Origin of the sequence: Desulfofundulus sp. (assembly GCF_049701015.1) — a bacterium.
GTDB lineage: Bacteria > Bacillota > Desulfotomaculia > Desulfotomaculales > Desulfovirgulaceae > Desulfofundulus.
This window is the reverse complement of sequence record NZ_JBNATZ010000020.1, coordinates 1-13,936: the sequence shown is the minus strand read 5'-3', so window position 1 is coordinate 13,936 and position 13,936 is coordinate 1. Positions and strand designations below refer to the sequence as shown.

Here is a 13,936-nt window from a genome sequence, read left to right as displayed (position 1 = left end):
AGAAGGAATATCAGTCCCCGCGATGGCAGGCTTCACGACTTCCACACCCGCCTTCATGGCCTTCGCAGACCGCATCATCTCCGGAACGAAGAGCTCCCCTTCCTTGAATTTAACGCCGACTTCATTTATCCCTGCGATCAGGCCCTCATTGATGATCGCGAGGGGATCTTCACCCGCCTCGAGGAGTTTTTTGGTCATTGCCTCAACATGCTGAATATCTCCCTTAACAACAAGTTGTGCCAGTTCCTGGTATTTGCTCATTCTTTTTCCCTCCATCTTAATCTTTCCACTAATCAAGCCCCGATCCTTTCCTGCGCCTTCAATATAACACCGTCAATTTGCTTTTCAACATCCGGCGCCAGGGGCAGGGGCCGGTGGCTATCCAGGATTTTCTTGATCTTATCCCTGATCCGCTGCCCCATCGTCTTAGCGCCCGAGGCCGCCCAGGCCTCGTAGCCGTTGAAATCCGAAATGTCGGGCTGCCAGCTTTCGCGGAAATGGTCGGCGGTATGGTCATCTGCCAGGAAGTTCCCTCCCGGTCCCACCCGTTTGATGGCTTCGACAGTCAGGTACTCCGGACTTGTATCCACACCGCGCAGGAAGTACCTCACGCGCGAAATCACCTCGTTGGAGAGGACCAACAGTTCGAGGGACCCGGTGCGCCCCGATTCGATGTAAAAGACGTCGTGCATCAGGTTGCACCCCTGCAGGGCACCGGTGAGAGTGAACATCGTGCCTTCCACCACGGCCTGCTCATCGAAGGCCTTTGAACTGCTGCAGCCAGCATACCCCCAGGAAGGCAGCTCGTAGTAGCGGGCCAGGTCGCAGAGGCAGCCCTGAAGCAGCAGGGCCTCCGGCACGGCGTAGACCGCCTGCATCGTGCGCATGTCCAGCGGCGAATCCCCGTAACCGTAGAGGAAGGGTGCTCCCGGGTTCTTGAGCTGGTGGACGACCAGCCCGCACAGGGCCTCCGCGTTGGCCTGGACCACCGTCCCGGCCACCGTCACGGGTGTCGAAGCCCCGGCCAGCGCCCCGCAGGCGAAGTTTACGGGTACCCTGTGTTCGGCCGCCAGCAGAAGCTTGCCCACCGACTCGTAAGGCAGCTGTAAAGGGGAGGTGGGCTCGCAGTACAGCGCGAAGATGGGCCGGTGCTTCAGCTTCTCCCCGCCTCCCACCGCCGCCGCAGCCATTTCAATGATATCGGCCAGGGTGTCTTTATCCTCCGCGATCACCACCTGGGGTTTAACGCTGTTCTTGACCATGAGAGCGTACTGGACGCGGTTGTTCATGCGCTTATCCACATCGCCCAGCATGCCCATGGACATGACGAAATCGATCTCGGGGAGGGCGTCAACGACCCGCACCGCCGACGCCACGTCATCCTTCGCCCAGGTTCTCCTCTCCCCGCTGAAGGGGTCAATATAATACAGGGTATCGGAGCCCGTTCCGAAGTATACGTTGGAACCTTCCAACCACATGGCTGGGGAACCAAGCCGGTTGTAAACTGTTATCCTGGAGGGAGCCGTCCGGATGGCCCACTCCACAAGCGAATCGGGGAGGTATGTGCGGCCGCTGCCGTCGGTATAGGCCCCCGCCTTTTCAAGGAGGTCTTTCGCCTCGTCGTGGTGAACAACCACGCCGACCTCATTAAGGATGCGACAGCTCGCACTGTGAATTTCCTGAATTTGCCTGACAGATAGTGTACGAAACGCCATACCCCGTCCGTGCCTGCTCGCGTAAAGCAATGCGCCTCATCTCCTAACCTTTGCACTCTGTCTCTCTGCGCCTGATGACGGCCTTCATAACTTCCGTCGCCCCGTCCGGTAGAGCAGCAGCCCGGTGTTCCGCCAGGATTTCCCTGACCTTCCTGGTGGCAAGATCAAGCGGAGTTTCCTTCCCTCTGTCGGCCCACTGCTCCCACCGGTACCTGGTAAAGAAGCGCGGAGACCAGATTTCTTCACGGAAGTACTTGAAGGTGTGGTCATGGGCCATGTAGTTGCCGCCTGGACCGACCTCGTCAATGCAGTCCACCGCCAGGTGTTCGGGGGAAATTCTGGTGCCGGCTCCGGTGTAGCGGGCCATATCGATGATATCGTCACAGATGGCCAGGAAGGGGAGATAACCCGTTTTCCCACCCTCCAGGTAGCCGACGTCGTGGACAAGGTTGCACCCCTCGAGCTGGGTCATCATGATGGTCATAGCCGCTTCCACACCGGCCTGAACATCGGGCACCGGAGCATTGACGCAACCAGCTTCGGTAAAGTTGGGCAGCCCGTAAAACTGGGCGAGCTGAGTCATCACGGCGTAGTTCATGGATGTTTCGGGGGCGCCGTAAAGGGTGGTGGAGTACTTCATGTCCATCGGGGTCGCCCCGCCGCCAATGATGATGGGCGCACCTTTCTTGTAGAGCTGGGCCATGACCACCCCGGCCAGTCCTTCGGCGTTCATCAAGGTGATGCACCCTGCTTTGGTAACGGGAGTGGTGGCTCCTGCCAGAACACCGGGAGTATATACAACGGGGATATCGTAATCGAAACACTTGAACATCTTCCCCACCCCGTCGTGGGTGTGTACGAGCGGGGAGATGGGTTCCGAGTAGAGGATGATATAGGGGTTCTTCCGCAGGTTATCCTCACCCCCGACGCAGGCCGCCGCCATTTCAATGATGGCTTCCGTGTTGGCGGCATTGTGGGCGGTGAAGATGATCGGTTTGCTGCTGTTGACGGTCATCGCCTCGAACTGGTGCAGGTCGCTGACACAGGGCTCCGTATCGGTGGCAATGGCATAGCTCATGATGAAGTCGTAGTTCGGCAGATAATCCATAACCCTGGCCGCGTCTTCCACGTCCTTCTTGGTGGATGTCCGCCTTTCCCCCGTATCAAGGTCGATGGTAAAGGGGAGGTCCGACCCCGTACCGTAGTAAACACGGTTCTTCTCCAGGGGCATGATGCGTTTCCCCAGCCTGTTGGCCACAACAATCCGCCTGGGGGCAAGGCGCAGGCATTCTTCTACAAGCCAGGAAGGTATCCATACCCTGTTCTCACGCACACGGCAGCCCGCAGCCTTTAGCAGGGCCAGCGCCTCCTGATTCTGCACAATGATCCCTGTTCTTTCCAGAACCTCTAGCGATGCACAGTGGATCTGCTCCAGCTGGGCATCGGTTATCCACTTTAAACGCGGGGTTACCTGTTCATCGTAATTGGACAAGTAGCGCTCCACCGTTCACCCTCCTTCAACTATACTGACAGTATATTTGGGCAAGCAAGAACCATACCACTATACACCTGACACCGCATTGGATTTCACATTTATTGTTTTACAGCCTATCTGAGCAAAACTACCTTCCGCAAATAAATTTTGCACAGCACTTTTATGATGGGAAGCCCCTGCCACGCACAAACCGTTTGCATGCGTTACCTTTATGCATAGCCGGGGCAGACTGTAGTTAAAAGTGCCAACCTGTCTTTTAGATACGGGTGAGATCGTCTTCTCCCGTCAATCCTTCCAAACCGAGCTCCTTCTTTTTGGCTCCGCTGACCGAGGCATCCTCGTTCCAGCCCATCAAGGAATAAAACTCTTTCAACATCGGTTCCAGGCGGACCACCGAACCTTTGCAGGGACCGTCGGGCACCGGTTCGGTGAGAAACTTTTCGGGAAGCGTATCATCTGCGCCCGTGGCTCCAAACCGGAAGTTAAACAGTCTTTCCGCGTTGACGATCCGCTCGCCCATCTTGAGCAACTGCTCGCCGGTGAACCGCTCACCCGCAAAGGCCGAGAAAATTTTCGCCGCCTCGGTAAGGTCGAAGTCCAGGAGCATGGCAAATTCGGGAATTTTGCAGATACCCAGGGAGTCGACGACCGCGTTGGCGCACATGCACTGTCTGACCAGTAAAGGCTTACCCTCTTCGGAGAGCCTGTCGGCAACTTTTTCCGTACCGTAAGCAATGAGGGCCTGTTCCGGAGTATAGGCGTATTCCGGCTTGGCGTAAACGTGGCAGAAATCCGCCCCACGGCTGGCCACCGCATAGCCCAGGCCGCTTCCTTTGAAGCCCCTGGGGTCCATAATCGGCAGGCTTAACCCCTTCACGTGGTAGGCGTATTTTTCCGCACCCCGGCCGATAATTTCGGCAGCCTGCTTAATACCCCGGGCCAGCACGTCCCCCAGCCAGGTGCGGCGGTTGGCGATGCGGTGAACCATCTCCTCCATGGCCAGAGCGTTGCCCCAGCCAAGTTCCAAACCGTCCGTCTCCTCCCTAGTCAGGATCCCCCGTTCATAGAGGTCCATGGCAAAAGCCACGACACAACCCGTATCAAAGCTGTCAATCCCATACTCGTCACATAAATTACACAGGTAGATGCTCTCGAGGCCGTCAGGATTGCCGCAGCGCGGCCCCCACATGGACAGAGGCTCGTACTCGCCGCGGTCGCCAACAAACCCCGCGTGCCGGCCGCGATCGATCCGGACGAAGGCCCGGCAATGAATGGGACAGTTGTAGCAGGAGTGATGTCTCAAGAGAAGATCCCTGTAGGCGGAACCACAGGCTGTTACAATCCCTTCGAAGGTCACCTGGCGGAAATTCTTGACCCCGCAGGCGCCCAAACGGTCAGTCCAGGAAACGCTGGTTGAAGAACCGGCTGTCGACCACTCCTCCCAGCAGGGCAGGGCCTTCAGTTTTGCGACGTACTCCCTGACCGCCCGGACCGCCTCCTCCGGCGCTTCTCCTCTGAACGGTTCAGTCTTTCTTACCACAACTGCTTTTAAATTCTTGGAACCCATGACCGCCCCCATGCCGGTCCTGCCGGCGGCATGGCCCACATCCGTCACCACACACGCCAGGGCGGAAAGATTCTCCCCGGCCGGCCCGATCAGGACCATCTTGACCCGGTCGTCACCCGCCATATCCATCAATTTCGCGCGTGCCTCGTGAGTTTTCATACCCCAGACGGGTGCTGCGTCTTCGATGGTAATCCGGTCCCCCAGGATATTGATAAAAACGGGTTTTTCCGCCCTCCCCGTGACAATGAGGGATAAAATACCGCAGGCTTTGAGGTCGGCAGCAAAAGTACCGCCCCCGTTCGAAGAACCCAGGAGTCCCGTGAGAGGAGAGCGAGCGCTTATGTGTAGCCTGCCGGTGGTAATCATCCGGGTACCGCTCAAAAGGCCCGGTGCAAAGACAAGGATATTTTCAGGATCAAGGGGAGCCACAGACCCGGATAAATACTTCAAAAGGATGTAGTCAGCCAGGCCACGGCCGCCCAGATAAGCCTTGATCACTTCTTCCGGCCAGGGCTTTCTTTTAATCTCCCCCGTGGTCAAATTTACATAAACCAGGTCTCCCGCAAGTTGCCTCACCACTTTCTCCTCCTTCATTGCGATGCAGAAGTCCACCCGGGTGTCAAAACCGGCCCAAGAAGTTGAGCGGGCCACCATACAGACCCGCCCAACTCCGTGCTCTGCGTTAACTAGCTGATGAGACCATGTTGTTTGAGGAACTCCCTGGATACCTCGTCAACACTCTTCTTATCCACGTCCACCTGCCTGTTCAATTCCATGATGGTCTTGTCATCAAGCAGCGAGCTGAGCTTTTTCATCTGTTCGGGGAGCTGTGGATAAGCGTCGATGATCTCTTTCCGGAAGACCGGCGCGGCATTGTAAACAGGGAAAGCCTTCTTGTCGTCTTCCAAAAGGACCAGACCGTACGCCTTGACCCTGGCATCCGTGGTGAAGGCAAGTCCGGCCTCGGCCTGTCCTGCCTTCAAGGCTTCATACCCAACGTTGAGCGCAGCGTTGATGATGTACTTTTTCGGGTACTGGAAGTTGTAAACCTTCTCGAAATGCGCCAGGCCGTCAGGCCGCTCGTTGTACTCCTGAGTGCTCACAAACCTGATCGGTTCGCCCTTTTTAATCAGCTCGATAAGGTCGGAAGTTTTCTTCAGGTGGTACTTATCAGCGATGTCCTTTCTCACCATGATACCGTAAGTATCGTTGAGTGGAGCGTAGTCCAGCCAGACCAGTCCATTTTTCGCATCCCAATCTTTGACCAGCTTGTAGCACTCTTCCTCGTTAAAACTTGGTTCGTGCTTCATCACGTTGATCAGGACCGTCCCCGTATACTCCCAGTAGCCGCTGATCTGCCCGGATTCCAGAGCGGGCCTGATCACGGCCAGCTCACCGAGACCAACCTTGTTCTCCACCGGATAACCCAGGTGCTGGAGGTACTGATAGGTCATCGTACCCAGAAGCAGGGCTTCGGTAAAGGTCTTGGAGCCAATAACGATGGTCGGCTTCTTTTCACCGACGGAAGTCCCGGCATTCTTCTGTTCACCGGTTTTGCCGCCCGAACAACCGAAGACGCTCGCCATCAGGGCGAGCACAAGCACCGCCACAAGGCCATACTTGTAAAATTTCTTCATAAACTTCTCCCTTCCTAAAAGTTTTTAAATTTTACCAAAACCCGTCCCGTCTTGAAAATTACCTGTCATTATCCCCCCCTTTCCCGTAAATCCTCAACCGGGTGCTGACTGGAGGGAAACGTGAAAGCACCCGGCAATTAGCTCCAGTCCGGGTCCAAGCCCCTTTAAGCCCCGTAACCCGGTGGAGTGATCCTCTGCTCCAGGTAACCAAGCAGCCTGTCGAGAAAGATTGCCAGCAGGGCTCCCAGCCCGGCACCCACGATCAGGAATTCCGACCAGAGCATGTTCAGGCCGGTGAGGATCAAATCACCCAGGCCGCCTCCACCGATGTAGGCGGCAAGCGTACCTACGCTGACTATATACACTGTGGATGTCCGGATACCCGCCAGGATGACCGGCATGGCCAGGGGGAGCTCCACCTCCAGGAGTATTTTGTTCTGAGGCATACCCATACCCAGTGCTGCTTCCTTGACATCGGGGTTCACGCCGGCCAAACCGGCAATGGTGTTCCTGGCGATAGGCAAAAGTCCCTGCACGACGAGAGCGATGATGGTGGGTTTCAAACCCATACCGAGAATGGGCATGGCCAGGGCTACAATGGCCAGGCCGGGAACGGTCTGCAGCAGGTTCAGGATGTTCAAGACGATAATCCCAAACTTCCTGTACTTCGGCCTGGTCAGGATAATGCCGGTGGGTACCGAGATGACTACTGCAATGGTTACAGAAATCAATACCATCAAGATGTGCACGGCCAGGGCTTCCGGTGCCCTGTGGAAAAGAGCATCTTCAAAACGCAGCCAGTTCATTGCCCGCCCTCTTTTCTGCTGATATACTGCCTGATATCGCCGAGGGTAACCACCCCTAGCGGAGCTTCACGGTCCAGGACGCCCAGATATTCCGTATCCAGCTCCAGCATCAGCGACAGGGCATCCCGCAGAAGGGTCATTCCGTTAACGAAAGCCTCCCTGTTCCTCAACGCCGCCTGTTTCAACATTTCAGGGTCCACGGCCCCATTCATTCCGGCCAGGGTCCCTGCCGTTACAAAGCCGGCCGGCCGGCCCGAAACGTCGAGCAAGAAACAAACCTCAGCGCCATAATCTTTCATTTTTTGAGCCACCCCGGGCAGTTCGCTTTCCGAGGCAGTACAAACCCGCCGTCTTACCAGCTGCTCCACCCTGAAGAGGCTCAACATTTTGACCGCCCTGTCATACCCGATAAAATCACGGACGAATTCGTTGGCGGGCCTGGTCAGGATTTCCTGCGGGGTGCCGTACTGAACCAGTTCTCCCCGGTTAAAGATGGCAATTTTATCTCCCATCTTGATGGCTTCATTTATGTCGTGTGTGACAAAACAGATTGTTTTCTTCAATTCCCTCTGCAGCCGCAAAAACTCGTCCTGCAGGTAATTTCTCACAATGGGGTCCACGGCACCAAAAGGCTCGTCCATCAACATGATCGGCGGGTCCGCCGCCATGGCCCTGGCCACTCCGACCCTCTGCATCTGACCTCCGCTCAGCTGGGAAGGGAACTTGTTCCGGGTCGCTTCAGGGTCCAGCCCCACCAGTTCCAGCAGTTCGTCCACCCGCTTCTTGATTTTTTCCCTGGGCCAGCCGTACAGCCGCGGGACAATCGCGATATTTTCCGCAACCGTCCGGTGGGGCAGGAGACCAATCTGCTGGATCACATACCCGATGCCCATCCTCAACCTGTCCGGATCACTCTCCCTGATGTCCCGGCCGTCAATTAATATCGTACCGGAGGTCGGCTCAATCATCCGGTTGATCATGCGCAGGGTGGTGCTTTTCCCGCAACCGGAAGGCCCGACAAAAACGCACGTTTCTCCCTTCAGGATTTTGAGTGAAAGTTTGTTCACCGCCGGAACCGTCTGTCCTTTGTAAATTTTCGTAACTTCCTTTAACTCAATCACCTTGCTTCCTCCTTCGTAAAGCCAGCACACCAACACGCCCCCATTGCCTGCTCAGCCACGGTGGACGCGCAGACCCCGGGGTACTATTTTCTTCTCCAGGCCGCCGAGAATGACGTCGAGGACGATTGCAATACCGGCGATCATCAAAGCTCCCACGACGATCATCTCAATGTTGAACCTGGTAAGCCCTTCTGCGATCAGCCGGCCAAGGTTCCTCTCACCGATATAAGTGGCTACCGCCGCAATACCCGTGGTCATAACGACGGTCACCCTGAAGCCGGCAAAAATTACCGGCGTGGCCAGGGGAAGGCGGATTTCCCACAGAATCCTCCAGGAATTCACCCCCATGCCCCTGGCGGCCTCGATTACGCTCGGGTCCACAGACTTAACCCCTTGATAGACATTCCTTACCAGCGGCATCATGGCGTACAACACCAGAGCTATCAGGGCGGACCGCCTTCCCAAACCAAGGAAGGGGATGGTTACCATAACTGCGAACAGGGACAGGCTGGGTATGCAGAAGATGGTATTGGCTATGCCCAAAACCCGGTTGGCCCATTTTTCATCCCTTGTGATGAGGACACCCACAGGCACCCATAAGAGGAGCGAAATAATTACCGCCCACAGGACAAGGATTAAGTGGTTTTGGCCGTATTCCACGAGCAATTGCGTATTGTTTTGGACAAACCTGATGTAATCCAAGAACTCACCCCCCATTTGAATTCTCACCCGGTTAAGAAACACCAGGAGACCACCCAGCCAACCGGCTAGCGAATTTTACGAACCAAACTACTTCAAATCAAAGGCCTTCGCCACCAGTTCATCAATCAGTTCGTCGTCAGCCAGGTAAGGCAGGGTGATATGTCCCGCTCCCCGGTACTTTTTATTAAATTCAATACTGGTTTCCAGAGAATGCTCGTTTCTCGCCCAGGAACGCCTGGCCACGCCGCCCATGACATCCCAGAGGAGGGCGGATTTGATAATCTCGTCAACTCTTTCGCTCCCATCCAGGACCAGCCCGAACCCCCCGTTAATGGCTTTGCCGATACCCACACCCCCACCGTTGTGCAGGGCGACCAGGCTCATCCCTCTGGCCGCGTTTCCGGCAAAGCACTGGACGGCCATTTCAGCCATGATATTGCTGCCGTCCTTGATGTTGGCCGTTTCTCGAAAAGGAGAGTCGGTGCCGCTTACATCGTGGTGGTCGCGCCCCAGCATCACGGGACCTATCTCACCCCTGCGGATCATTTCGTTGAACTTCAGAGCGATCTTCACCCGCCCCTCGGCGTCCTGGTACAGGATCCGCGCTTTTGAGCCCACCACCAGGTTGTTTTTTTCCGCATCCCGGATCCAGATATAATTATCGCGGTCCTGGGGCCGGCGGTTGGGGTCGATGCACTCCATGGCAGCGCGGTCGGTCTTGACCAGATCCTCGTGTTTACCGCTCAGGCAGACCCACCTGAAAGGACCGTAACCGTAATCAAAAAGCATGGGCCCCATGATGTCTTCCACGTAAGAAGGCCAGATAAAGCCGTCCTTCTCATCCACCCCGTTTCTGGCAATCTCCCTGACCCCGGCGTCAAAGACCGCTTTCATGAAGGAATTGCCGTAATCGAAGAAGTAGGTGCCCCTCTCCACAAGGATTTTGATCAGCTCGTAGTGGCGCCTCAGGCTCCTGTCAACCAGAATCTTGAACCTCTCCCTGTCGGCAGCCAGCAACCTGGTCCTCTCTTCAAAGGTCACACCCTGAGGACAGTAACCCCCGTCGTAAACGGCGTGACAGGAAGTCTGGTCCGAGAGGAGGTCTACGGGTATCTTGTGCTCGACGATATATGCCAGGAGGTCCACCACGTTACCGTAATAGGCAATGGAAAGCGGTTCCCGCCGCGACAGGGCTTCCCGCGCTATCCGGAAGACCTCGTCCAGGTCGGCGGACACTCTGCTCACCCAGCCCTGGTCGTAGCGCGTCTTAATCCGGGAGTAATCCACTTCGGCGATGATGCCCACACCCCGGGCTATCTCGATTGCTTTCGCCTGGGCCCCGCTCATCCCGCCGAGACCCGAAGATACAAACAATCGCCCGCTCAAATCACCGTCGTGGGGAATGCCCAGTTTCAACCTCCCGGCGTTCAGGAGGGTATTGTAGGTGCCGTGAACAATTCCCTGCGGCCCGATATACATCCAGCCGCCCGCCGTCATCTGGCCGTAATTGGCCACACCCATTTCTTCGGCAATCTCCCAATCGTGCGGGTTGTCAAACATCCCGACCATGAGGGCGTTCGTGATAATCACCCTGGGTGCATCCGGCCTGGAAGGGAAAAGCCCCACGGGGTGACCCGACTGCACCACGAGTGTCTGACGGTCGGTCATCACCTCCAGGTACTTCTTGATCAACCTGTACTGCAACCAGTTCTGGCAGACCTTCCCGGTCTCCCCGTACGTGACGAGTTCGTATGGATAAAGGGCGACCTCGAAGTCCAGGTTATTATCAATCATAAGCTGGAACGCCCTGCCCTCAAGGCAGTTCCCCTTATACTCATCGATGGGCCTGGCATAAATCCTGCCCGGCGGCCTGAAGCGGTAAGCGTAAATCCTGCCCCGCGTAAGCAGTTCATTCAAAAACTCCGGAGCCAGCTTCTCGTGCAGCTCTTCCGGTACGTACCGCAGCGCGTTCTTCAGAGCGATCCTGGTTTGCTCTGGAGTCAGGCGGAAACCCCTGCTGGGCGCTCTCCTGATACCCTCGACGAACTCCGGCATCTCCGGGAGTTCGTTATCAAGCTTTATGGTCATGGCTTCCGATATATCCCTGTTGCTGATCACTTTTACTTCCCCCTTTGTAGCTTCCGGTGTTCCAACCTTGCCGCCCGACCACCGTTCTATCAACAACGTACGAATGAGCAAATTTTTTGTGCACCCTCCCGTGGTCTCCCGGGTGGTTATCGCCGCAGATATTTTTTGCATGCAAATTTTTTGTGCATCAGTCGCCCCGGCTAATTACCGGGAACCGGCGTCCACCTTTATGCCCAGCCTGCGCATGCGGTACTGGAGGTTCTGGCGCAGAATGCCCAGGGACCTGGCCGCCCTGGTGATGTTCCCCTGGTGCTTTTCCAAAACGTCTCTGATGATCTGCCTTTCCACATCCTCCAGAATCCGGTGGAGACTGCTCCCGCCCTCGCCGGACTTGAAATCGAACTTGCGCCTGGAGTCGGTGAACTTCGGCCTGACACAGGAGGGGAGGTGGTTGAAGGTAATCAGGTTCTCGCCGGGGTCAAGCATGGCCAGGCAGCTTTCAATGATATGCTCCAGCTCGCGGACATTTCCGGGCCACCGATAACCCAGTAAAGCCTCCTTCAACTCCGGCTCCAGCTCGACCCGGCCCTGGCCGTAAATTTTACCGTACCTGTTCAGGAAATGGTAAATAAGCGCCTCGATGTCCCCCGGCCTCTCACGCAAGGGCGGGATGTAGATGGTGAATACGGCAAAGCGGTAATACAGGTCCTCCCTCAAAGTGCCTCTCCTGATGCATTCCCAGGGGTCCATATTCGTGGAAGTGATAATACGGCAGTTCACCGGTATCTCTTTCTGTCCCCCCACCCGGCGGAAGGTTCTCTCCTGCAGCACCCTGAGCAGCTTCGCCTGCAACTGCGGGCTCATGGAATTGATTTCGTCGAGAAACAGGGTTCCCCGGCCGGCCTGCTCGAGCAGTCCGGCGCTGTCCACCGCACCGGTAAAAGCACCTTTGACGGTGCCGAAAAGGAGACTTTCCAGCAATGTATCCGGTATCGCCGCGCAATTGATCCCCACAAATGGCTGGTCCTGCCGGGAGCTGGCATTGTGAATACCCTGAGCGAAAATCTCCTTGCCCGTCCCCGTCTCACCGTACACCAGGACGGAACAGTCCGCTTTCGCCACTTTTTCCGCCTGGCGCAGCAGGTTTTCCATGGTTTGGCTGGCGTAGACCACATCCCCGAAGGTATACCGCGTACCGTTCCCCTTGAAGCTCCTGGCGCCGTCCCCGGTCCGCAAATGTTTTTGCAGCCTTATGCTTTCGCTCAGGAGGTCTTTCAACCTCGTAACATCACGGCAGACGGAAAAAGCACCGATTACCCGGCCATTCTTATAGACGGGGTGGGTGCTGGCAACCAGGCTGATTTCCCGTCCCTCGCCGGTAAAATACTGCTTGGGCAGTTCCTGGACGGGTTGTCCCGTCCTGACCACCGTCATGTGTTCGCTTTTCTCGGGCCTTACCCGGTAAACTTCGGTCAGGTGGCGCCCGACCACCTCGCTGCCCCTCAGCCCCTCCATCTTTTCCAGAGCACGATTATAATAAATAATCCTGCCGTCCACATCGGTAATAATTATTCCTTCGGATACAGCGTTCAGCGCGCTCTCCAGCATGGCCAGCAGGTTTTCCGCACAGGTATTCTCAGCTTTTGGCGGCCTTTCCCGCATCTGTCGATACTCCCTTCCGGCTGCCTTTAGCAAAATATTCGATAGATATCGACAGATTACCTGCTGGTCTCTTTCTCCAGTGCAATAGTACATGGAGAAACCTTACCAGTTGGCCGGACAGGAAAGCCTGGAATTTACAAGCGCGCGGACTTCAGCAAAGATGCCGGCGGCCTCGTCCATCAATCCTTTCATTCCGGCAACTGCTTTTTCCTTGAACTCCGCGTCTTTAATACTACCCAGGTTGATGGCGACATTGAAGAGGGCACCTACCAGTCCGCTGTAAGCCATGAGGCAGGCAACCCCGGCATCGCTCAAGGTGCTGGGGTTGCCGGAAACCACTGCTTCCCGGCAGTAACGCAGGACTTCCAGGCATTCCCCGGCCACGTCCAGGGGGTGGAGCGCCGCAGTCTGCAGTGCCTGCTGGATGGCAGATGAACGCAGTTCTTTTTCCCGGCCGGTCTGCTTGGACATCCTGAAAGCGTCCATTACGCGGTTGAAGGCCCGGGCATCCTCGTCCACCGCCACGCCCAGCTTTTCCATCAGCCGCCCCGCCTCATCCTGGACCAGCCGCATCTTCTCCCCGGCAGCTCCAGTGGTACTCAGGTTGGCCACCATCGAGACCAGGGCCGCACCCAGTGCCCCGGCCAGAGCGGCAACACTGCCGCCCCCGGGAGCGGGAGAACCGGACGCAACTTCCGCAAGAAAATCTTTCAGCTTCATGTCCGTCAACATTGCCAATCACTCCTTATTCCAGCATGTCCAGAAGGCGTTTTTCCAGCACCTGCCCGGGCTGGAAGCCTTCCAGCCGCAGGTAGAAAGCAGCCGCATCCAGGAGCGACTCCATGGGCACCAGGCCCACGACCTCGCTCCCCACGATGTTTACCCCGTAACGGCTCGCTTCACTGCGGACCGTTTCAAATACCCGGTGCAGGGGGACCTCCCGGTAGTTGCATACATTGATCGTGACCTGGGCGATCCCGCGCTCTTCCAGCATCACCCCCAGCGCCTTGATGCTCGGGTACCCCCCGCTACTGCCGCGGATGGCCCGGGCTATAGCCCTGGCAATCTTCACGTCGCCGGTCCCCAGGTTGATGTTATAGGCTATCAGAGGCGGGCGCGCCCCCACCGCCGTGGCCCCTGCGG

General features: G+C 56.7%; 11 protein-coding genes and 1 pseudogene. All 12 read right to left on the bottom strand.

Going from position 1 to position 13,936, the window contains the following annotated elements; genetic code table 11:
• Positions 1 to 261: B12-binding domain-containing protein (locus ACPLUI_RS02530; protein ID WP_424658701.1), on the bottom strand; the 261-nt coding region annotated here is incomplete at its 3' end.
• Between the two features lie 32 nt (positions 262 to 293).
• The gene (locus tag ACPLUI_RS02525) at positions 294 to 1,745 is read right to left on the bottom strand and encodes a trimethylamine methyltransferase family protein (protein ID WP_424658700.1); all 1,452 of its coding nucleotides are present in this window, start codon (positions 1,743 to 1,745) and stop codon (positions 294 to 296) included.
• A 13-nt stretch (positions 1,746 to 1,758) separates the two neighbouring features.
• The gene (locus ACPLUI_RS02520; RefSeq protein WP_424658699.1) at positions 1,759 to 3,219 is read right to left on the bottom strand and encodes a trimethylamine methyltransferase family protein; all 1,461 of its coding nucleotides are present in this window, start codon (positions 3,217 to 3,219) and stop codon (positions 1,759 to 1,761) included.
• A gap of 247 nt (positions 3,220 to 3,466) precedes the next feature.
• On the bottom strand, positions 3,467 to 5,371 hold the full coding sequence (locus tag ACPLUI_RS02515) for an aldehyde ferredoxin oxidoreductase family protein (RefSeq protein WP_424658698.1): 1,905 nt from the start codon (positions 5,369 to 5,371) through the stop codon (positions 3,467 to 3,469).
• Positions 5,372 to 5,463: 92 nt separating this feature from the next.
• Positions 5,464 to 6,414, bottom strand: coding sequence for a glycine betaine ABC transporter substrate-binding protein (locus tag ACPLUI_RS02510; RefSeq protein ID WP_424658697.1), 951 nt, complete (start codon positions 6,412 to 6,414; stop codon positions 5,464 to 5,466).
• 164 nt (positions 6,415 to 6,578) lie between these two features.
• Positions 6,579 to 7,220, bottom strand: a complete 642-nt coding sequence (locus ACPLUI_RS02505; protein ID WP_424658696.1) for an ABC transporter permease — start codon at positions 7,218 to 7,220, stop codon at positions 6,579 to 6,581.
• Positions 7,217 to 8,341 (bottom strand): betaine/proline/choline family ABC transporter ATP-binding protein, encoded by a 1,125-nt coding sequence (locus tag ACPLUI_RS02500; protein WP_424658695.1) that lies wholly within the window; start codon positions 8,339 to 8,341, stop codon positions 7,217 to 7,219. Before ACPLUI_RS02500 ends, ACPLUI_RS02505 begins: the two co-directional genes overlap by 4 nt.
• A gap of 51 nt (positions 8,342 to 8,392) precedes the next feature.
• Positions 8,393 to 9,043: an ABC transporter permease gene (locus ACPLUI_RS02495; protein ID WP_424658694.1), complete on the bottom strand. Its 651-nt coding sequence runs from the start codon at positions 9,041 to 9,043 to the stop codon at positions 8,393 to 8,395.
• 87 nt (positions 9,044 to 9,130) lie between these two features.
• The gene (locus ACPLUI_RS02490; RefSeq protein WP_424658706.1) at positions 9,131 to 11,161 is read right to left on the bottom strand and encodes a urocanate hydratase; all 2,031 of its coding nucleotides are present in this window, start codon (positions 11,159 to 11,161) and stop codon (positions 9,131 to 9,133) included.
• 174 nt (positions 11,162 to 11,335) lie between these two features.
• Positions 11,336 to 12,793, bottom strand: a complete 1,458-nt coding sequence (locus tag ACPLUI_RS02485) for a sigma-54 interaction domain-containing protein (RefSeq protein WP_424658693.1) — start codon at positions 12,791 to 12,793, stop codon at positions 11,336 to 11,338.
• Positions 12,794 to 12,895: 102 nt separating this feature from the next.
• Entirely contained in the window at positions 12,896 to 13,525 is a 630-nt protein-coding gene (locus tag ACPLUI_RS02480; protein ID WP_424658692.1) for a cyclodeaminase/cyclohydrolase family protein, read from the bottom strand.
• A gap of 13 nt (positions 13,526 to 13,538) precedes the next feature.
• Positions 13,539 to 13,936: pseudogene (locus tag ACPLUI_RS02475) on the bottom strand (glutamate formimidoyltransferase); the annotation flags it as partial.

Excerpts from the sequence above, each read along its gene's own strand:
- ACPLUI_RS02515 (WP_424658698.1), bottom strand. The coding sequence starts at position 5,371 with ATGAAGGAGGAGAAAGTGGTGAGGCAACTTGCGGGAGACCTGGTTTAT.
- ACPLUI_RS02510 (WP_424658697.1), bottom strand. The coding sequence starts at position 6,414 with ATGAAGAAATTTTACAAGTATGGCCTTGTGGCGGTGCTTGTGCTCGCC.
- ACPLUI_RS02505 (WP_424658696.1), bottom strand. The coding sequence starts at position 7,220 with ATGAACTGGCTGCGTTTTGAAGATGCTCTTTTCCACAGGGCACCGGAA.
- ACPLUI_RS02485 (WP_424658693.1), bottom strand. The coding sequence starts at position 12,793 with ATGCGGGAAAGGCCGCCAAAAGCTGAGAATACCTGTGCGGAAAACCTG.
- ACPLUI_RS02480 (WP_424658692.1), bottom strand. The coding sequence starts at position 13,525 with ATGTTGACGGACATGAAGCTGAAAGATTTTCTTGCGGAAGTTGCGTCC.